The sequence below is a fragment of the Streptomyces sp. NPDC002566 genome (assembly GCF_042889585.1).
GTDB lineage: Bacteria > Actinomycetota > Actinomycetes > Streptomycetales > Streptomycetaceae > Streptomyces.
The window spans coordinates 1492223-1511475 of sequence record NZ_JBIARD010000001.1 but is presented as its reverse complement, the minus strand read 5'-3'; the positions used below and the strand labels follow the sequence as shown (position 1 = coordinate 1511475).

Annotated in this window: 15 protein-coding genes and 1 pseudogene; 10 read left to right on the top strand and 6 right to left on the bottom strand. The window is 73.5% G+C overall.

Annotated elements, in window-relative coordinates:
- Positions 1–119 precede the first annotated feature (119 nt).
- A complete protein-coding gene (locus ACFYXA_RS06615; protein ID WP_352253548.1) occupies positions 120–689 on the bottom strand; it encodes an N-acetyltransferase in 570 nt (189 codons plus the stop codon).
- Positions 690–868: 179 nt separating this feature from the next.
- On the opposite strand from ACFYXA_RS06615, the pseudogene ACFYXA_RS06610 reads away from it, so the two are divergent.
- The 3 genes and pseudogenes from ACFYXA_RS06610 to ACFYXA_RS06600 all read left to right on the top strand — a co-directional run bounded on the left by ACFYXA_RS06610 (position 869) and on the right by ACFYXA_RS06600 (position 3456).
- Positions 869–1521, top strand: a pseudogene (locus ACFYXA_RS06610) (DUF6629 family protein).
- A 94-nt stretch (positions 1522–1615) separates the two neighbouring features.
- Positions 1616–1873 (top strand): EF-hand domain-containing protein, encoded by a 258-nt coding sequence (locus ACFYXA_RS06605; protein ID WP_389028744.1) that lies wholly within the window; start codon positions 1616–1618, stop codon positions 1871–1873.
- 104 nt (positions 1874–1977) lie between these two features.
- On the top strand, positions 1978–3456 hold the full coding sequence (locus ACFYXA_RS06600) for a glutamate--cysteine ligase (protein WP_389028741.1): 1479 nt from the start codon (positions 1978–1980) through the stop codon (positions 3454–3456).
- Between the two features lie 75 nt (positions 3457–3531).
- Here ACFYXA_RS06600 and ACFYXA_RS06595 read toward each other — a convergent pair whose 3' ends face one another.
- On the bottom strand, positions 3532–3981 hold the full coding sequence (locus tag ACFYXA_RS06595; RefSeq protein WP_352253554.1) for a DUF2690 domain-containing protein: 450 nt from the start codon (positions 3979–3981) through the stop codon (positions 3532–3534).
- Positions 3982–4240: 259 nt separating this feature from the next.
- On the opposite strand from ACFYXA_RS06595, the gene ACFYXA_RS06590 reads away from it, so the two are divergent.
- The 6 genes from ACFYXA_RS06590 (at position 4241) to ACFYXA_RS06565 (ending at position 11225) form a co-directional block, all read left to right on the top strand.
- On the top strand, positions 4241–7324 hold the full coding sequence (locus ACFYXA_RS06590) for a tetratricopeptide repeat protein (RefSeq protein ID WP_389028737.1): 3084 nt from the start codon (positions 4241–4243) through the stop codon (positions 7322–7324).
- A 178-nt stretch (positions 7325–7502) separates the two neighbouring features.
- The gene (locus ACFYXA_RS06585) at positions 7503–7787 is read left to right on the top strand and encodes a zinc-ribbon domain-containing protein (protein WP_352253558.1); all 285 of its coding nucleotides are present in this window, start codon (positions 7503–7505) and stop codon (positions 7785–7787) included.
- A gap of 125 nt (positions 7788–7912) precedes the next feature.
- Positions 7913–8497: a hypothetical protein gene (locus ACFYXA_RS06580; protein WP_352253560.1), complete on the top strand. Its 585-nt coding sequence runs from the start codon at positions 7913–7915 to the stop codon at positions 8495–8497.
- 126 nt (positions 8498–8623) lie between these two features.
- Positions 8624–9511 carry an oxygenase MpaB family protein gene (locus tag ACFYXA_RS06575; protein ID WP_352253562.1) on the top strand — a complete coding sequence of 296 codons (888 nt, stop codon included), beginning with the start codon at positions 8624–8626 and terminating at the stop codon, positions 9509–9511.
- Positions 9512–9791: 280 nt separating this feature from the next.
- Complete coding sequence (locus ACFYXA_RS06570) at positions 9792–10358, top strand: hypothetical protein (RefSeq protein WP_352253564.1); 567 nt, start codon at positions 9792–9794, stop codon at positions 10356–10358.
- A 186-nt stretch (positions 10359–10544) separates the two neighbouring features.
- The gene (locus ACFYXA_RS06565; RefSeq protein ID WP_388484012.1) at positions 10545–11225 is read left to right on the top strand and encodes a class F sortase; all 681 of its coding nucleotides are present in this window, start codon (positions 10545–10547) and stop codon (positions 11223–11225) included.
- A 13-nt stretch (positions 11226–11238) separates the two neighbouring features.
- Here the strand turns inward: ACFYXA_RS06565 and ACFYXA_RS06560 are convergent, their stop codons facing one another.
- From ACFYXA_RS06560 to ACFYXA_RS06545, 4 genes are all read right to left on the bottom strand, one after another.
- A complete protein-coding gene (locus ACFYXA_RS06560; protein WP_352253463.1) occupies positions 11239–11715 on the bottom strand; it encodes an MSMEG_6728 family protein in 477 nt (158 codons plus the stop codon).
- A 48-nt stretch (positions 11716–11763) separates the two neighbouring features.
- Positions 11764–14040 carry a catalase gene (locus ACFYXA_RS06555; protein ID WP_389028730.1) on the bottom strand — a complete coding sequence of 759 codons (2277 nt, stop codon included), beginning with the start codon at positions 14038–14040 and terminating at the stop codon, positions 11764–11766.
- A gap of 257 nt (positions 14041–14297) precedes the next feature.
- Entirely contained in the window at positions 14298–15851 is a 1554-nt protein-coding gene (locus tag ACFYXA_RS06550; RefSeq protein WP_389029106.1) for an MFS transporter, read from the bottom strand.
- Positions 15852–16149: 298 nt separating this feature from the next.
- Positions 16150–17844, bottom strand: a complete 1695-nt coding sequence (locus ACFYXA_RS06545) for a cellulase family glycosylhydrolase (protein ID WP_389028727.1) — start codon at positions 17842–17844, stop codon at positions 16150–16152.
- 213 nt (positions 17845–18057) lie between these two features.
- On the opposite strand from ACFYXA_RS06545, the gene ACFYXA_RS06540 reads away from it, so the two are divergent.
- Positions 18058–19242, top strand: coding sequence for an amidohydrolase (locus ACFYXA_RS06540; protein WP_389028724.1), 1185 nt, complete (start codon positions 18058–18060; stop codon positions 19240–19242).
- Positions 19243–19253: the final 11 nt, after the last annotated feature.

The following is a 19253-nucleotide window of genomic DNA, read 5'->3' as shown; positions in this document are numbered from 1 at the left end:
CCATGGGGCGCGCGCCGACGACACCGGCTCCGTGCCCACCGTCTCACCGTCGAGAGACCGTGTCTCCTCAGTCATGCGAGACATCTTGCCCGCCTCAAGATCGTCGCGGCCGGAGATGCTCAAGCACGGAAGTCCAGCATGCAGAAGACTTTGTCGTAGCGTTGTTCGCCGACGGCGACGAAGTCGGGGAGACGGCCGTATTCGGTGAAGCCCAGCGACCGGTAGAGGTGCAGGGCGTTGGCGTTGTCGCCACGGGCGTCCAGAGTGAGGACCTCGACACCCGCCTCCCGGGCGTCAGCGATCAAGGCAGCGGTCAGCGCCCGGCCGACGCCACGACCGTGGGCAGTGGCATCCACCGCGATCTTCTCCAGATCGGCGTGAGGCCGATGGGTAGGTCGGGCGTAGCGGAGCCAGTACCCCAGCCCGACAAGTCGACGGCCGAGGTATGCCGCACGCAGGGCCGCGTCCCCGGCCTGCGCCGCCGCGACGACGTGACCGAGGAGTTCCGCCACCTCGTCCCGGGCGGGTGGCTGGATCCAGCCCAGCGCGGCGCCTCCGCTGACCAGGTCCGCCAGGATGCGGTGGGCCGACTCCGTGAACCCGGCCTCCAGCTCCGGATCGGCGGCCAGCTCCATGGCGCTGAGGAGGGCGAGCTCAGTGGTGACGCCGCAGGTCATGGCCTCGTTCATGCCCCGCAGCGTAGACCGGCCGGAGGCAGGCCCGCCGAGACCTCACGCCGGCTTGCCGGGACTCGTTCGGCGGGAGTGGCCGCCAGGTGCCCCTGACGGCGGCAGGGTTGGATCAAGAGGCCCGGGGAAGCAAGCCTGTGTGCTGCGGCACCACTTCACGAACGCCTGGCGGTGAACCGATGTGCTGGAGTGCGACGGCCGATGTGGTCGCGGGGGTCGGCGTGTGTGCGGTCGGGGTGGCTTGTGCGGCGCGGGTTCGGCGTGCGGCGGAACTGCCGCTCGCAGCGCTGCCGTTGTTGCTGGGGGCCCATCAGCTGGTCGAGGCGGTGTGTGTGGGCGTCGGACGGGGGGCGGGGGCCCGCCACCGTCGTCTGGGCCGTCATCGCGCTGCCTCTGCTCGCGGTGTGGGTGCCGGCGGGGACGCTGTGCGCCGCGCCGCCGCGGGCCCGGCGCCGGCTGCTCGTCCCGCTGGCGGTGGGCGTGGTCACCGCCGCGGCGCTCGGGTACGCGCTGGCGACCGGTCCGGTGACGGCCGAGATCCGCGGGCACACCGTGGGCTACGCCGTCGGCCTCTCCCACCCCGCACTGCTTGTCGCGGGCTATCTGGCGGCCACCGTGGGGGCTCTGCTGCTGTCGGGCGACCGGTGGCTGGTGGGGCTCGGAGGCCTGGTGGCGGTGGGCGCGGCGGGGTGCTGGGCGCTGTGGGCGGCTGGAGTTCGTGTCGACCTGGTGCGCGGTCGCGGCGGTGTGCTCGGTCGTGCTGTACGGGTGGACGCGCGAGCGGTCCGCCGTGGCGGGAACCCGGGCGGGGCGGGAGGCGTTGCGTGGATGAACGGGGCGGGCCGGCCGGCCCGGCGGCGCCGGACGGGCACTGGAGCCGGTGCCGGGCAGGGCGCCCGGACCGGCGCTGAGGAAACGGGGACGACATGGCGAGTGACAAGGCGCGGAAACTGTTCGAGGCGCTCGACCTCGACGCGAACGGCACGCTGACGCGTGAGGAAGTGATCGTCGCGCTGCGGAGAAAGGGCCCCGTCCTGGCGGCCTGGGGCGACCTGCCGTTCTGGGCCGTGGGCGACGCCGACGCGTCCTCCGCGCTGTTCGACGCCGCCGACCAGAACGGCGACTCGGTGCTGACGCTGGAGGAGTTCGCCGCGGTGGTCGACCGCCGCTTCGGCTGGCGCTGAGCGGCCTCGCCGAGCGCGCTCGCGCTGCTCCCGTATGGTCCGCCCCGCCGGGTGGTGCGACGCTGGAGGGGTCAGTTTCGCTGGAGGGGGTGCCGGGAGGGCCGATGGGACGGGACGTCCCGGCGATGGTCTTCACCCGCGAGGACCGCCGCCGGTACCGGATCAAGATGCAGGACTGCCTCGACGCGCTCGCGCAGATGCTGCGTGACTCCCGCTTCGAATCGGAGCGGCCCCGGGTGGGGCTGGAGATCGAGCTGAACCTGGTCGACGGCGAGGCCGAGCCGGCGATGCGCAACAGCGACGTGCTGGAGGCGATCGCGGATCCGGCCTGGTCGACCGAGCTGGGCCGGTTCAACCTGGAGATCAACGTCCCGCCGCGGCGGCTGACGGAGGGCGGCCCGGAGTCCTGGGAGTCCGAGATCCGTGCCGCGCTCAACCACGCCGACGAGCGTGCCAGGACGGTCGCCGCCCGGCTGATCATGATCGGTATCCTGCCCACGCTGCGGCAGGAGGACGTGGGCGAGGGCTCGCTGTCGGAGAACCCGCGCTACCGCCTGCTGAACGACCAGGTCTTCGCGGCGCGAGGCGAGGACCTGCGGATCGAGGTGGACGGCGTCGACCGGCTGCGGACGTACGCGGACACGATCACCCCGGAGGCCGCCTGCACCAGCACGCAGTTCCATCTCCAGGTCTCCCCCGAGGAGTTCGCCGGGTACTGGAACGCGGCGCAGGCCACCGCCGGCGTACAGGTCGCGCTCGCGGCGAACGCGCCGTTCCTGTTCGGCAAGGAGCTGTGGCACGAGACGCGGATCCCGCTGTTCGAGCAGGCGACCGACACCCGCCCGGAGGAGATCAAGGTGCAGGGGGTGCGGCCCCGGGTGTGGTTCGGCGAGCGGTGGATCAACAGCGTCTTCGACCTGTTCGAGGAGAACCTGCGCTACTTCCCCGCCCTGCTGCCGCTCTGCGACGAGCAGGAGCCCAAGCGCACGCTGGACGAGGGCGACATCCCCGAGCTGGCCGAGCTGACCCTGCACAACGGGACGATCTACCGGTGGAACCGCCCGGTGTACGCCGTGGCCCACGACATGCCGCACCTGCGGGTGGAGAACCGGGTGCTGCCCGCCGGGCCGACCGTCGCGGACACCCTCGCCAACGGGGCCTTCTACTACGGGCTCACCCGCGCCCTGGTGGAGGAGGAGCGGCCGGTGTGGTCGCGGATGTCCTTCGCCGCCGCCGAGGAGAACCTGCACATGGCGGCCCGGCACGGCATCGAGGCGCCGCTGTACTGGCCGGGGATGGGCGAGGTGCCGGTGCCCGAACTCGTCCTGCGGCGGCTGCTGCCGCTGGCGCACCGCGGGCTGGAGCTGTCCGGCATGGACGCGTCGTGGCGGGAGCCGCTGCTCGGCGTGATCGAGCAGCGGTGCGTGACCGGCCGCAACGGGGCGGTGTGGCAGAAGGAGATGTTCCACCGGATCGAGGCGGCCGACCACGCCGGCCGGCACGAGGCGCTGCGCCGGATGACGCAGCTGTACATCGACTACATGCACCTCAACGCCCCGGTGCACACCTGGCCGGTCGACTGACCCGGCCGGGCGCGTGCGGGCGACGAGGAAGGGGCCCCGCCGCCTGGGGCGGGCCCCCTTCCACGACCGCGCGGGTCAGTAGCTGGACGTGCGGCCCTGGTACGTCCGCGCGCCGCTGTCCCACTCGCCCTTGGCGTAGGAGGTCACGTTGACGTCGTTGACCATCCGCGTGTAGCAGCTGGAGCCGCCGGCCGGCACGGAGCAGGTGTACTCCCGCCCGTCGGAGTTGCGGTGGACGGTCGCGAACGGGGTGAACTGGCCGTTCCCGTAGCTCGCGCGGGAGATGCGCGCCCAAGCCGCCCGGCAGCTCGGGCTGTAGCGCAGCTCCACGTACGCCTGGCCGAGCCACACTCCGCCGACGGGGGACGTCGCGTCGTCCCCGCAGTAGGTGTCGGGATCCTTGCCCTCGCAGGACGAGCCGTAGCAGCTCGCGGTGGGGGCCGCGCTCGCGGGGGCGGCGACGGCGGTGCCCGCCCCGGCCATCAGCAGGACGGACGCGACCGCGGCCCAGCGCCGAAGGTTCATCTTCTGTCTCCTCTTGGGGTGTTCTGCGTCAAGGCCGCCGGGTCCCTGCCGAACCCCGTACGACAGGGACCCGCGCGCAGCCGATATGACGCTTCGTCAGGGTCTCGTCCGGTGGGGCTGGTTCGTGCGGCGGAACGCCTGACGACCTGCGCCGTGAGGATCTACGGTGGACCTTGCGAAAACCTTGTGACGGCAGGCGGTGGGCCGGCGCGTCACCGTGAAGAACCATCGGAGGACAATTGGAAGCCCGGCGTCAGCGGTGATACTGCACTTGCTCGGCCCCCTGGAACTGCGGGTCGCGGGGCGCGTGCGCGAGGTGGGGCAGCCGCGCCGGCGAGCGGTCCTCGCGGCACTGGCGGCGGACGCGGGACGGCCCGTCCCGGTGGACGCCCTGATCGACCGTGTGTGGGACGCCGACCCGCCCGGCGGGGCCAGATCGGTCCTGTACGCGCACATCAGCCGGCTGCGCCGGCTCCTGGACGACGCCTCGGCCGAGGACCACGGGCGGAAGGCGGAGGGGGCCGCGCTCCGCATCGCCAAAGCGTCGGGCGGCTACGTCCTGGAGGGCGACGACGACGCCGTCGACCTGCTGCGCTTCCGCGCGCTCCTCGCCCGGGGCCGCGCGTGCCCCTCGGCGGCGGAGCGGGCCCGTGTCCTTCGGGAGGCGCTCGGCCTGTGGCGGGGTGCGCCGCTGCCGGAGCTGTCCGGGGCGTGGGCCGAGCGTGTGCGGGCCGTGTGGAGCGGCGAGCGGATCGAGGCGGCGCTCGCCTGGGCCGGGGCGGTCCGGCACGAGGGGAGACCCGAGGAAGTGCCCGCCCTGCTCGGTCCGCTGGCGGCCGAGCATCCCCTGTCCGAGCCGCTGGCCGTGATGCTCGTCCGCGCTCTGGGCGAGGCCGGCAGGACGGCGGAGGCCGTGCACGCCTACACCACCGTCGAGCGGCAGCTGGCCGACGAGCTGGGGGTGGGCCCGGGACGCGAACTGCGTTCGGCCTACGAGGAGTTGCTGAGCGAGAGGGACGGCGGGCAGCCGCCGCCGGCCGCGCCGTGCCCCGTACCCGCCGCGCCTCCCGTCGCCGCCGCTCGCGTCCCGGCGCAACTCCCGATGGACGTACGTCCTTTCACCGGCAGGGACGATCAACTCGCCGACCTGACAAGGCATCTGCTCGACGCGGAGCACGCCTGCCGGACGGCGGCGGTCGTCGTCTCCGCCGTCTCGGGCACGGCCGGCGTCGGCAAGACCGCGCTGGCCGTCCACTGGGCGCACCGGGTCCGCGACGCCTTCCCCGACGGTCAGCTCTACGTCGACCTGCGCGGCTACGACCCGCAGGAACCGGTGTCCGCCGCGCAGGCGCTCGCCGGGTTCCTCACCGCGCTCGGCGTCCCCGGGCCGGAGATCCCGCTGCGGCTCGACGACCGGGCGGCGCGCTACCGTACGGCCGTCGACGGACGGCGGCTGCTCGTCGTCCTCGACAACGCCGCCTCCGCCGCGCAGGTCAGACCGCTGCTGCCGGGCAGCCCGGCCTGCCGGGTGCTGATCACCAGCCGGGACTCGCTGGCGTCGCTGGTGTCGGTGCACGGAGCGCACCGGGTGGTCCTCGACGCCCTCTCCCCCGACGAGGCGACGGCGCTGCTGCGCACGCTCGTCGGGCCTCGCGTGGACACGGAGCCGGCCGAGGCCGCGGCGCTGGCCGAGCAGTGCGGGCGGCTGCCGCTGGCGCTGCGGGTGGCGGCGGAGCTGGTGCTGTCGCGGCCCGCCGAGCCCCTGGCCGCGCTGGTGGCCGAACTGCGCGACCGCAGACGGCGGTTGGACCTGCTGGACGGCGACGGGGATCCGCGGGCCGCGGTGCGGGCCGTCTTCTCCTGGTCCTACGACCGTCTGCCCGAGCTGCCCGCCCGGCTGTTCCGGCTGCTGGGCCTGCACCCGGGGCCGGACGCCGACGTCCACTCCGCCGCCGCCCTGGCCGGCGAGTCCGCGGACCGCACCCGGCGGGCGCTCGACCTGCTGGCCGGGGCGCACCTGGTGGAGCGCACCGCTCCCGGCCGGTACGGCATGCACGACCTGCTGCGGGCCTACGCCGGGGAGCTGGCCGTCCGGCACGACGCGGCGCCCGACCGGGACGCCGCCCTGGCCCGTCTGCTGGACCACTGTCTGGCGGCGTCCGCCGCGGCCATGGACCTGCTCTACCCGGCCGAACGGCACCTGCGTCCCGTGGTGGACCTGCCGGACGCCGGCCTCCCGCCGCTGCGGACGCCCGGGGAGTGCCGGGCCTGGCTCACCGCCGCGCAGCCCACGCTGGTGGCCCTGTGCTCGCGGACCGAGGAGCCCGGCCCCTCCGGCCACACCGTGCGGCTCGCCACCACCCTGCACCGGCACTACGAGCGCTGCGGGCACTACGCCGACGCCCTGGCCGTGCACACCCACGCCCTGCGGGCGGCCCGGTCGGCCGGCGACGCCCGCGGCGAGGCCGACGTGCTGGTCTGCCTGGGGGCGGTGCACCGGCGGCTCGGCGACTACGACAGCGCCCACCGCTGCCACGACACCGCCCTCGCGCTGTGCCGGCGTGTCGGGTACCGCACCGGCGAGGCCCGGCATCTGACCAACGTCGGCGTGCTGCACGAGCTGCGCGGGCAGTACCGGGAGGCCGCCGACCACCACGAGCGGGCGGTCGGGCTGTTCCGCGCGGAGGGCGACGCGCACGGCGAGGCGGACGTGCTCAACAACCTGGGCATCGTGCACGAGTTGCTGGAGGACTACCAGGCGTCGATCGAGCGGTACCGCAGAGCGCTGGACCTGTACCGGTCGACGGGTCACGCGCTGGGTGAGGCCAGCGCGCTCGGCAACCTGGGCATCGTCGTGGCCCGGCTCGGCGACCATGCGTCCGCGGCCGGGTACTTCGAGCGGGCGCTCGCCCTGTTCCGGCGGCTCGGCAACACCGGCGGCGAGGCGCACGCGCTGTCCAACCTGGGCGACGCGTTCAGCGGACTCGGCCGGTACGAGGAGGCCGCCACGCACCAGGACCGGGCGCTGGAGCTGTTCCGGCGGACCGGGGAACGCTACGGCGAGGCCGGGGCCCTCAACGGTCTGGGCGAGGCGCTGCACGGGGCCGGGCGGCACGCCGAGGCCCTCGACGCGCACGCCTCGGCGCTGGAGGTGGCGTCGGGGATCGAGGAGCGGGAGGAGCAGGCCCGCGCCCACGTCGGCACGGCCGCGGTCCGGCAGGCGCTGCGGGATCCGGAGCGGGCCGAGCACCACCTCCGGGCGGCGCTGGCGCTGTACACGGCACTCGACTCGCCCCGCGCCGACGAGGTGCGCAAGGCGCTGCTGCTGGTGCGGGACGCCTGAGGGGCCCTCGCACCGCGCTCGTCCGGCCGCGGCCCGGCACCGCGTCTCGCCGTGTCACCGCAGACGCCTCCTCCCCCGCCCGCTTCCCACCGCCATGCACCAGACTGGGGAGCGCAAGCGCAGTTCGTGTCCGTCGGCGTCGTGTCGCGCGGGCCGTGCCCCGGGAGGAAGCGACAGCGTGATCATCTTCGGCACCAAGGGATACCTGTACCAGCTCGCCATACTGACCCTGGTGTGCGGCCGGTGTCACAACCCCGCCGCGCACACGCTCAGGAAGCGGGTCACGAAGTTCACGCTGTTCTTCGTGCCGCTGTTCCCGATCTCGACGAAGTACCTCACCCAGTGCACGTTCTGCGGCGCGGAGCAGAAGGTGGGCCGGGAGCAGGCGGAGCAGCTCAGCGCGCAGAGCGCGGGCGGCCCGGCGTACGGGCAGCCGCAGCACCGGCAGCCGTACCAGTCGTAGCGCAACCAGCGGTCGTGACGGTCGCGACGCCCGCCGCGCGAAGACGACGTGCTGACCGTGCAACCATCGCGCCGCCCGGATTGTCCTGTCTGGTATCAGACACTTCGGAATCCCCGGGGGACACCATGGTGCGAAGCAGAACCGTCTGGGCGGCCGCCGCCCTCATGACCGCCACGCTGGCCGTGGCCGTGACGCCGGCCGAGGCCGTCCCGGCCGCCGCCCCTCGGGCCGCCGCCGCCTGCCCCACCGGCTGGGGCAGCGTCGCCAAGACGTACTCCGCCGGCACGGCGGACTCGGTGACGAACGTCAGGACCGGACGCCACGACTGCTACGACCGGTTCGTGGTGGACGTCCCCGGCGCGGCGAGCAACGAGCTCGGCTACTCCGTCAGGTACGTCGACCGCCTCTTCCAGGACGGTTCCGGCCGTCCGATCCCCGTCGGCGGCGGCGCCGTTCTGGAGGTGCGCGTGAACGCGCCCGCCTACGACGTGGACACCGGCACGCCCACCTATCCCGGCCGGGTCGCCCAGCCGCTCCCGGGCGTCGACCTCACCGGGTACGGCACGTTCCGCGACACCCGCTACGCCGGCAGCTTCGAGGGCGTCACCCAGCTGGGGCTCGGGGTGCGGGCCCGGCTGCCGTTCCGGGTGCTGAGGCTGGACGGCGCGCTCGTCGTGGACGTCGCCCACTCCTGGACCGCCGCCCGCTGACCCGCCGCCGTCGCCCCTCGCCCCCGACCGCCTGCCGCCCGGGCCGCCCGTCGCATCGGGCGACCCGGCGCGGGTACCCGGGGAGACGGGACGCTCCACGGCGCGCCGGGAGGAGGCCGAGGGGACATGAGACTGACCGGAGCGGGCGTGGCCGGCCCGAGGGAACGGCTCGGCAACGGCCTGTTCATCCGCGTCGCCGGGCCGGACGGCCCCCGCAACCGCGCCCGTATCCACGACACGCCCGGCCCGCGCTGGTTCGGGCCCGAGCGGCCGGTGCGCCGGGTGCACGGGGATGCCTCGATGTTCATCGGCGGCCTGTCCGCGCTGCTGCTCCAGTCGCTGCACCCGCTCGCGATGGCCGCCGTGGCCGCCCACTCCGGTTTCCGCGGCGACCCGTGGGGGCGGCTCCAGCGCACGAGCACCTTCCTGGCGACGACGACGTACGGCACCGCCGAGCACGCCCAGCAGGCCTGCGAACGGGTCCGCGTCGTCCACGAACGGGTGAGGGGGGTGACGGACCTGGGCGAGGAGTACCACGCCTCGGACCCGCGTCTGCTCGGCTGGGTCCACGCCGCGGAGACCGACAGCTTCCTGCGCGCCCACCAGCGTTACGGCGCACGTCCGCTGACGGAGGAGGAGTGCGACGGGTACGTCGAGGACATGGCGCGGGTCGCCGTCGCGCTCGGCGTGCCCGATCCGCCGCGCAGCCGGGCCGCGCTCACCGAACGGCTGGCCGCGTACCGGCCGGAGCTGAGGGCAACGGCCCAGGCGCGGGACACCGCGCGCTTCCTCCTGCTCAGCCCGCCGATCCCGCTCGCCGCCCGGCTGCCGTACGGGGTGCTCGCCGCGAACGCCGTGTCGCTCCTGCCGGACTGGGCCGCCCGGGAGCTGCGGCTGCCCCGGCTGCCGGTCGTCGACGGCCTGTGCGTACGGCCCCTCGGCCACGCCATGACGGCCACGGTCCGGTGGGCCATGGCGCCGGCGCGGCGCGCGGCGGCGGCTCCCGCCACCTGACGGGGCGACGGGCCCGCGAGGCGAGCGGGAGGGTGCACCCCTGTCCCCCGTTCGAGCAGGGGGCCCGGCTCCGGCGGAAACTGCGTCAACTCTCCTGTACAGCTTGGCGTTTGGTTTCCCCGAGGCGGTCCGCGGCCGCGTCCGGCCGCCGTCGGGTGTCACCCGGGTGAGCGCCTTGAGTGGTGGCCCGCAGGCGTGTGGCTGACGGTGGATCACGTCAGGCCGGTACGAGTCAGCTGACTGCCTGCCAGCTGCCCGGCTGTGACGGAAGGACTCACAGATGCGCTCTGCCCGCATGCTCTTCGCCACCGCGGCGGCCTCGGCCGTCCTCGCCCTCACCACGCCCGGCGCCGCCTTCGCCGTCGGCGCGTACGACCACGACGACTCCTCCTCCTACAGCAAGGAAGCGGACAAGGACAAGGACAAGGAGCACGGCAAGGACGAGGAGAAGGGCTCCTGGTCCAAGGACAGCGAGAAGGACAGCGACAAGGACAAGGACTCGTGGGGCGGCGGCCACGGCAAGCCGGACGGTGGTGTCCACACCGGTGGCGGCGCCCTGAGCCTCACGAACGACGACGAGTGGAAGAGCAAGGACGACGAGTACAAGAGCAAGGACGAGGAGAAGGGCTCCTGGTCCAAGGACAGCGAGAAGGACAGCGAGAAGGACAGTGAGAAGGGCAAGGGGTCGTGGGGCGGCGGCCACGACAAGCCGAACGGTGGGGTCCACACCGGTGGCGGCGCGCTCGCCGCGCCTGGCGTGACCACGAGCGGGCTGGCCGCCCTCGCGGTCGTCGGCGCCGGTGTGTACGCGGTGCGCCGCCGGAAGACGGCGGGAAGCGCGGCCTGAGCCGTGCAGGGTGCGATAGCAGCCGTGGCCGCCACCGTGCACGTGTGGCGGCCCGGCCGCCTTTCCGGCCGCCGTTCACGGCGGCCGGGTCCCCGGCCCGTGTCCGTGGCCGTGTCGCGCCCGCCCCGCCCGCTCCGTCCACCCGTCCGTCCGCTCCGCCGCTGTGCCCAGTGAGGTGGTTTCCCGATGACAGCCAGTCCTCCCTCCCTCGCCGGCGCCGAGCCGACGCCGCCGGTCCAGGGGTCCCGTGCCGGAATGACCGCGCTGTGCGCCGTGGCGGTCCTGGCGGTGGGGCTGAACCTGTTCGGAGGCGGTGCCACACCGCCCGACGCCTCTCCCCCGCCGTACGCCCCGCCGCCCGTCCGCGTCTCCGCCGCGCCGACCGCGCCCGTCGGCAGCCCGACCGGCAAGCGGCTGCCCCGTTCCCGGCCGGTGCGCCTGCTGATCCCGAAGATCGGCGTCGACGCTCCGTTCACTGACCTGAGGATCGGTCCCTCGGGGCACCTCGAAGCGCCCCCGCCGAACGACACCAACCTGGTCGGCTGGCACGTCGACGGCGCCTCGCCCGGCGAGGCGGGCACCGCGATCATCGCGGGGCACGTCGACACCAAGACGTCCCCGGCGGTCTTCGCGGGGCTGAGCGAGTTGACCGAGGGGGACGTCTTCCAGGTCAAGCGGGCCGACGGGCGCAAGGCCTCCTTCGTCGTCGACGACACGCAGACCTTCGAGAAGGACGACTTCCCGAGCGAGCGCGTCTACGCCGACACCCCGCAGGCCCAGGTCCGGCTGATCACCTGCGCCGGGGACTACGACCGCGCGGCCAAGGACTACACGGCGAACCTGGTCGTCTTCGGCCACCTTCTCTGAGTCTGGCGCCTCCTCACGGCGTGCGGCTCCGGTCGGAGGCGGGCCAGACGTAGGGCAGGTCGTCGGGGACGCCCGGGAACAGGGGGGCGTAGAACCCGGGCTCCTTGCGCACCAGCGCGGACCGGTGGCTGCGGTGGAAGGCGGGGTCGCCCAGCCACGGCGGCAGGTCGCCGGCCTCGGCCAGCCGCCGCTGGGTGCGGACGACGCCCGCGCCGCCGCCCGGCCCGGCGAAGCCGGCGACCAGGGAGGCGGCGCAGGTGTCCGCGCGGCCGGACGCCGTCCACACCCCGCACACCTCCAGGCCGTAGCGCACCAGCGCCTCCTCGTACCCGGTCCACATCCGCACCGCCGGGTGGTGCCGCCAGCCGTAGCCGGCGACCGTCAGCCCGCGCAGCACCTGGAGGGCCTCGACGCGCTGCTTGCCCAGCCGGCGCGGGTCCAGGACGGCGGCGGACCGGGTGAAGTCGGAGTACGGCAGGAAGGTCTGCATGGTCTCCCGTCACACGAGCACGGTCCTCCGCCGCACGAGCGGCCTCCGTCAGACCAGGATGAACCGCTCCCAGGCCCGGTGCTCGCCCAGGAGCCGGGTGACTTCACGCACGGCGCCGGCTCCGTCGGACGCGAGGACCACGCCCGGCGCGTCGACGGCGATCCCGCACGCTTCGAGGGCGCTCTCGCCGCCCGCCCAGGCCCCGATGGCCTTGCCGTGGCGGAACGCCTCCGACAGCAGCAGGGTGACGCGGGGGTCGGCCGCCGCCTGCCGCGGGGCGGCCGGGAACGCCTTGGCGTCGCGGGCGCCGAACGCGTCGCCGCCGATCGAGGGGGTCCCGGCGAGGAGCAGGGCGTCGAACTCGACGGACCGGGCGGTGGCGTAGGTCCGCTGGACGGTCACCGCCCCCTCGCCCGAGCCGAGGACGCCGCCGGTCGGGGCGACGACCAGCGGGACCATGCCCGCTTCGAGGACCGCGTCGCGTACGGCCCGTACGCCGTCGAGGTCGCTGTCGGGTGAGGCGACGACGCCGATGATCCGGCCGTCCGTGGGCCAGGTGCGGCCGAGCTGGGAGAGGGCCGGGCTGGGCTCGACGTCGGCGAGGGGCACGGTGGGCTCGGGCGCGGGGAGGCCGAGGCCCTCGGCGACGGCCGCACACAGCTCGGGGTCGATGTTGGCGAGCACCTTCAGGCCGCGTTCCTTGATCGCCTGCTCGTAGCACTTGCCCAGTTCGAAGGTGTAGGCGCCGATGATGTGCTCGCGCTCCACCGGGGTCATGCTCAGCCAGAACCGGCGGGGCTGGCTGAAGTGGTCGGCGAAGGACTCGGGGGCCTCACGGACCTTGGTGGCCTCCGGCACCCGTACCGGCGTCTCGATGAACGCGCCGCCGTCCGCGCCGGCGGTGAACGGGCAGCCGCCGTCGAGGGAGTTGGGCCGGTAGGGGGCGACGCCCCGGTGCACGGCCGTCTGGTGCATGCCGTCGCGCAGCATGTCGTTGACCGGCGCGTGCGGGCGGTTGATGGGCAGCTGGGCGAAGTTGGGGCCGCCGAGGCGGGTGATCTGGGTGTCCAGGTAGGAGAAGAGACGTCCGGCGAGCAGCGGGTCGTCGGTGACGTCGATGCCGGGGACGAGGTGGCCGACGTGGAAGGCGACCTGCTCGGTCTCGGCGAAGTAGTTCGACGGGTTGCGGTCGAGGGTGAGCAGGCCGACCGGCTGTACGGGGGCCAGTTCCTCGGGAACGAGGTTGGTGGGGTCGAGCAGGTCGATGCCCTCGAAGGTCTGGTCCGGGGTGTCGGGGAAGGTCTGGATGCCCAGCTCCCACTGCGGGTGGGCGCCCGCCTCGATGGCGTCGGCGAGGTCGCGGCGGTGGAAGTCGGGGTCGACGCCGTTGATGATCTGCGCCTCCTCCCACACCAGGGAGTGCACGCCCAGCTTGGGCTTCCAGTGGAACTTCACCAGTGTCGTCGCGCCCTCGGCGTTGACCAGGCGGAAGGTGTGGACGCCGAAGCCCTCCATCGTCCGGTAGGAGCGGGGGATGCCCCGGTCGGACATGTTCCACAGGGTGTGGTGGGTGGCCTCGGTGTGCAGGGTGACGAAGTCCCAGAACGTGTCGTGGGCGCTCTGCGCCTGCGGGATCTCCCGGTCGGGGTGGGGCTTGCCCGCGTGGACGACGTCGGGGAACTTCACGGCGTCCTGGATGAAGAACACCGGGATGTTGTTGCCGACCAGGTCGAAGACGCCCTCGCTGGTGTAGAACTTGGTCGCGAATCCCCGGGTGTCGCGGACGGTGTCGGAGGAGCCGCGGGAGCCGAGCACGGTGGAGAAGCGCACGAAGACGGGCGTCTCCTCGTCTTCGGCGAGGAAGGCGGCCTTGGTGACGGCGGACGCCGTGCCGTAGCTCCGGAAGACGCCGTGCGCCGCCGCGCCCCGGGCGTGGACCACGCGCTCGGGGATGCGCTCGTGGTCGAAGTGCATGAGCTTCTCGCGCAGGTGGTGGTCCTGCAGCAGCACCGGTCCGCGCGGGCCCGCCTTGAGGGAGTGGTCGGTGTCGTGCAGGCGGGTGCCCTGCGCGGTGGTCAGATGGCTGCCGGACTGCGCGGTGCGCGCCTGGTCGGCGCCGGTGGGCTGGCCGGTCGGCGAGACGGTGTCGGGGCCGCTCTGGTCGTGCTTGGGCCGGAGCGGCTCCCGGGGCCGGGTGGGCTCCGCGACCGGCGGGGACTGCGGGGCGGGCTTGCCCGGGACACCCCCTTCCGGGCCCGCGCCGTCGCCGTGAAGCGTGTCGGCGATCTTGTCCGCGGCCCGCTTGAGGGGGTTGGTCTCGCTCATCAGCACATCCTTCGCGTCTTGAGGCTGTCCGCCGTGGTCGACAGGACGTCCGCTCACCGCGCTGTCGAAAGCCGGTTCCACGTCCGCCCGCCGCCGGGTCCCCGGCCCGGGCCGATACGAAACTCCCTGGCGGGGCGGGGACTCGGGACGGCGCCCTCGGCACGCGGACACGACTGCGCCCCCGCCGTGGCCTCGGTGGCTTCGGCGGGGGCGCGTCGCGAGTGGCCGTCGGAGGCGACGGCGGGCCGGGCGTCAGTTCACCGGCCGGGGCCGGAGCGGTGGGCGCCTGCGCCTGCCCGGGAGTCCTGCTGAATCCGGTACAGCTCCTGGGACGTCGTGATCAGTTCCTTGCGCTCCTCCTTCGAGCCCACCATCGGCTGGGAGCCGTTCAGGGAGACCTGCGCGCTCTCCGGCAGGAACTTGACCGTCACCAGGCCGATGACACCGGCCAGCATCAGGTAGTAGGCGGGCACCATGTCGTCGCCTGTGACGCTGACCAGCGCCTCCGTGACCAGCGGCGTGGTGCCGCCGAACGCGGCGACGGCGAAGTTGAAGCCGATGCCCATGGCGGCGTAGCGGACGGCCGTCGGGAACAGCGCGGGCAGGGTGGCGGCGCTGGGCGCGGCGAAGCAGGCCAGCAGCGTGGAGAGGATCAGCACGCCGAGGATGGGCGGCCAGGTGCCGTCCATCTTGATCAGCAGGAAGGACGGAACGGCCAGCACGATCATCGCGGCGGCGGCGACACCGTAGACCGGGCGTCGTCCGATCCGGTCGCTGAGCCGGCCGATGAAGGTGATCAGCAGGACGATCCACAGCATGCCCACGAGCACGAGGACGTCGGCGGAACCGCTGGAGCGGTTCAGGGTCTCCGTCTGGTAGGTGGGCAGGAAGCCGGTGACCATGTAGTTCGTGACGTTGTACAGCAGCACCAGGCCCATGCAGATGAGCAGCGGCCGCCAGTGGTTCTTGACGATGGTCTTGAACTCGCCGCCGGCGGACTCCTGGGCGAGGCTCTTCTCGTGGTCGTCGAGCTGCTGCTGGAAGGCGGGCGACTCCTCGAGCTTGAGCCGCATGTACAGGCCGATCACGCCGAGCGGGCCGGCGATGAGGAACGGCAGACGCCAGCCCCAGGAGAGCATCTGGTCGTCGGTCAGGGCCAGGTTCAACGCGGTGACCAGGGCGGATCCCAGCGCGTAGCCGACGAAGGTGCCGAAGTCGAGCCAGCTGGAGAGGAATCCGCGTCGCCGGTCGGGTGAGTACTCGGCGACGAAGGTGGTGGCGCCGCCGTACTCGCCGCCGGTGGAGAAGCCCTGCACCATGCGGGCGAGCAGCAGCAGGATCGGGGCGGCGATGCCGATGGTCGCGTAGCTGGGGATCAGACCGATGGCGAAGGTGCCGACCGCCATCATGATCATGGTGGTGGCGAGCACCTTCTGCCGGCCGAGCCGGTCGCCGAGCGGGCCGAAGACGAGGCCGCCGAGGGGGCGCACGACGAAGGCCGCGGCGAAGGTCGCGAAGGAGGAGATGACCTGGGCGGCGGGGGACGCGCCCGGGAAGAAGACCTTGCCGATGGTGGCGGCGAGGTAGCTGTAGACACCGAAGTCGAACCACTCCATGCAGTTGCCGAGCGCCGAGGCGCCGACCGCGCGCTTGAGCAGCGGCGGCTCGACGACCTGGACGTCGTCCTCACGGAAGGCGCGCTTGGTGCGGCGCAGCCGGCTCAGGAGGTCCTTGCGGACCTGTACGGGCAGCTCCTCGACGGTGTCGTCCGCCGTCGGCGTCGGCTTCGGGTCTGGTCGCCCTTCGGACATGACATCGGACACAGCGGTACCTTGGCGCCTTTCTCAGTGGGGAGATGTGTGCTCTGAAAGGGAGGTGGGGTTTCGCGGGGACGCGTGTGTGCACTTCGGCGGGGGTGACGCGGCGCGGAACGCGACGGGGGCGGTGCAGACCTCCCCAGGCAGCACCGCCCCCGCTTCACATCACCCGTCCGTGCTTGTGCCCGGCGATCGCGCGATCACACGGTCACGTGTCCGTTGTCACACTCGCGCACACGCGGGCGGCCCGGCCGCCCTCGAATGTAAGGGCGGCCGGGCCGGAACGCGCAGGTCAGGCGGTGGTGCAGACGGCGCCGTTCAGGGTGAAGGCGGTGGGGGCCGTATTGGCGGCGCCCTTCGCGCCGATGAAGCCGACGGTGACCGTGCCGCCGGCGGGGACGGCCGAGGTGTAGGAGGCGGCGGCGACGCTCACCGTGCCGCCGGTCTGGGTGGGAGTCCCGCCCCACATGCTGCTGACGGTCTGCCCGTCGGCGAAGGCGAAGCGGAGGGTCCAGCCGTCGACGGGCGCGGTGCCGGTGTTGCGCAGGGCGATCTCGCCCTGGAAGCCGCCCGGCCACTCCCCCAGCACGCGGTAGCGGACGGAGCAGGCCGCGCCGGGGGTGCCGCCGCCCGGGGTGGTGAGGGTCACCGTGGCCGAGCGGGGCGAGCGGTTGCCGGCGGCGTCGCGGGCGTAGACGGCGAAGGTGTACGCGGTGTTCGGGGTGAGGCCGGTGAGGGTCGCGGAGGCGGTCGTGGAGGAGGCGGCCGGGGTCTCGGCCCCGCCGCTGATCCGGACGACGTCGTAACCGGTCACGCCGACGTCGTCACTGGCGGCGCTCCAGGTGAGGGTGGCGGAGGTGGCGGTCACGGCGGAGGCGGCCGGGGCGCCGGGGGCGGTCGGGGGCCGGGTGTCGCCCGGGCTGCCGCCGCCGAAGACGGTGGCTTCCTCGGCGGTCCGGGCGATGCCGTTGACGCCGTGGAAGACGCGCTGTCCCCAGGCGCTCAGCTTGGCGGGGTCGAAGCCGATGGACAGGTCGAGGGCGGGGTCGGTGTTGCCGCTCCACGACCAGGCCAGGTAGCCGAGGTCGAGCTGCTCGGCGGCGGCCATCATGGTGTCCTCGTCCGGGTCGCCCCACTGGTCGGCGGGGCCGCCGAACTCGCCTATGAGCAGCGGGAGTCGGGCGTTCACGAAGGCGTTGAGGTAGTCGGTGATCTCCGCCGCGGTGTCGTAGACGCTGTACATGTGGATGGAGAAGATGAGGTTGCCGGTGGGGTCGGCGTCGTACACCGAACGGGCGTTGGCGCGCATGACGCCCTGCCAGTCCTGGCCCCAGTTGGGGGCGTCCACCATGAGGGTGTGCTGGAGCCCGGCGGCGCGCAGTTTCTTCACGGCGGCGACGGTGGGGGCGGTCCAGCCGTCCGGAGCGGTGTTGCCCCAGGGCTCGTTGCCGAGGTTGACGATGACGTAGTTCTCCTCGCCGGCCAGCACGCTCTTGAGGCCGATCCAGTAGTCGGCAGCCTGGTCGAGGGTGCCGGCGGCGGCCTCCTCGCCGTAGCCGGTGGTGTCGTGCACCTCCAGGACGCAGATCAGGCGGTTGGCCTTGCACTGGGCGATGACGGCGGCGACTTCGGCGGGGGTGTTCTTCGTCCAGCGGTGGCCGTCGGCCAGGACGACCCGGACGGTGTTGGCGCCCAGCGCCTTGATGTCGGCGAGGGACCGGGTCTGGTTCGGGTACCAGGTGTACGCGTGGTTGACCCCGCGCATGACGAAGTCGTTGCCGTTGGCTTCGAGCAGCCGGCCGTTGCTGATGTGCAGGCCGGTGGCGAGGGTTCGGGGCGCAGGGCCGATCTCGGCGGACCGTGCGCCGGCCCGGGCGGCGGCCTGTGCGGCGACGGGGGTGAACACCCCCACGACCAGGGCCAGCCCGAGCAGGGCGGCCAGCCAGGTGAGGAAGCTCGTGGGTGCGGTGCTGTGTGCTCTTCTCACTGCGACTCCAGGGGAGTGGGCGCCGGAAAACGCGGGGCAGCGGTGGGGGGAGACCTGGGAGCGCTCCCATGAAGCCATCTATGCCAAGTACACGTCAAGCCGTTGGGCGAGAGGGAGAGTTGCGAAAAGCGGGTGTCGTGAGGTCGCGTTCCGGTGGAACCCGGTTCCTGTCAACGACGCCCGCCGATGCCTCCGGGAGGCCCCGTGTCCGTCATGTCCGACTCCGATGACGTCTACCGGCGGGTCCGTGCGGAGGTGGGCGCGCGGGCCGACGCGATCTGGGAGGTGGCGGCGGCGCTGCACGCCGATCCCGAGTACGCCTTCGACGAGCGGCGGGCCGCGTCCCGGCTCACGGGCGAGCTGCGCCGGGCCGGATTCGAGGTGCGGGACGGTGTGGCGGGGATGCCGACCGCGTTCACCGCGCGGTGGGGCGAGGGGCGGCCGGCGGTGGCGCTGCTGCTGGAGTACGACGCGCTGCCCGGCCTCGGCCACGCCTGCGGCCACAATCTCATCGCCGCCGCCGGTCTCGGGGCCGCGCTGGCCGCGCGGGCGGTGCTCGGCGAGGGCTCAGGGGCCGCCGGGACCGTGGTGGCGGTGGGCAGTCCGGCCGAGGAGGGCGGCGGGGGCAAGGTCCTGGAGGTGGAGGACGGGGTCTTCGACGACGTCGACGCCGCCCTCATGTTCCATCCCGGGGTCCACGACTGGGTCCGTGCGCCGCTGACCGCTCAGGAGCAGTACCGGGTGGGCTTCCACGGCCGGGCCGCGCACCCCACGGGCAACCCCACGGAGGGCGTGGACGCGCTCGCCGCGCTCGTGGAGCTGTTCAACGTGCTGTCCGCGCTGGGGCGGCGGCTGCCTGAGGCCTCGCACGTCCAGGGCATCGTCACGGAGGGCGGCAAGGCGACGAACATCGTGCCGGAGTACGCGGAGGGCCGGTTCGGGCTGCGCGCGGCCACGACGGAGGCGCTGGACGAACTGGCCGAGCGGCTGCGCACCTGCGCGCAGGGGGTTGCCCTGGCGACGGGCACGTCATGCATGATCGAGCGGGCCGGGGTGCGGTACGAGCACTTCCGGGACAGCGGGGTGCTGTCGGGGCGCTTCGCCGGGCATCTGGCGCGTGCGGGGATCACGCTCACTCCGCCCGCGCCGGGGGTGTACCTGGGTTCGTCGGACATCGGGAACGTCAGCGGGCGGGTGCCGGCGATCCACCCGTTCGTAGCGATCATGAACGAGGACGGCTCCGACCACACACCCCAGTTCGCCGAGGCGGCGGCCTCCGAGCGGGCCCGCCGAGTGCTCACGGCGACGACGGAGGCGCTGACGTGCACAGCACTGGACGTACTGAGGGACGCACCGCTGCGTGCCGGGGCATGGGCGGAACACGGCCGCGCAGGGTGAGCGGGGCAGGT

What these genes read in the sequence shown, in the direction of transcription:
- ACFYXA_RS06580 (WP_352253560.1), top strand. Translation starts at nt 7,913, where the DNA reads ATGGTGCGAAGCAGAACCGTCTGGGCGGCCGCCGCCCTCATGACCGCC.
- ACFYXA_RS06600 (WP_389028741.1), top strand. Translation starts at nt 1,978, where the DNA reads ATGGGACGGGACGTCCCGGCGATGGTCTTCACCCGCGAGGACCGCCGC.
- ACFYXA_RS06550 (WP_389029106.1), bottom strand. Translation starts at nt 15,851, where the DNA reads ATGTCCGAAGGGCGACCAGACCCGAAGCCGACGCCGACGGCGGACGAC.
- ACFYXA_RS06555 (WP_389028730.1), bottom strand. Translation starts at nt 14,040, where the DNA reads ATGAGCGAGACCAACCCCCTCAAGCGGGCCGCGGACAAGATCGCCGAC.
- ACFYXA_RS06575 (WP_352253562.1), top strand. Translation starts at nt 8,624, where the DNA reads ATGAGACTGACCGGAGCGGGCGTGGCCGGCCCGAGGGAACGGCTCGGC.
- ACFYXA_RS06595 (WP_352253554.1), bottom strand. Translation starts at nt 3,981, where the DNA reads ATGAACCTTCGGCGCTGGGCCGCGGTCGCGTCCGTCCTGCTGATGGCC.
- ACFYXA_RS06565 (WP_388484012.1), top strand. Translation starts at nt 10,545, where the DNA reads ATGACAGCCAGTCCTCCCTCCCTCGCCGGCGCCGAGCCGACGCCGCCG.
- ACFYXA_RS06540 (WP_389028724.1), top strand. Translation starts at nt 18,058, where the DNA reads ATGTCCGACTCCGATGACGTCTACCGGCGGGTCCGTGCGGAGGTGGGC.
- ACFYXA_RS06605 (WP_389028744.1), top strand. Translation starts at nt 1,616, where the DNA reads ATGGCGAGTGACAAGGCGCGGAAACTGTTCGAGGCGCTCGACCTCGAC.
- ACFYXA_RS06615 (WP_352253548.1), bottom strand. Translation starts at nt 689, where the DNA reads ATGAACGAGGCCATGACCTGCGGCGTCACCACTGAGCTCGCCCTCCTC.
- ACFYXA_RS06560 (WP_352253463.1), bottom strand. Translation starts at nt 11,715, where the DNA reads ATGCAGACCTTCCTGCCGTACTCCGACTTCACCCGGTCCGCCGCCGTC.
- ACFYXA_RS06570 (WP_352253564.1), top strand. Translation starts at nt 9,792, where the DNA reads ATGCGCTCTGCCCGCATGCTCTTCGCCACCGCGGCGGCCTCGGCCGTC.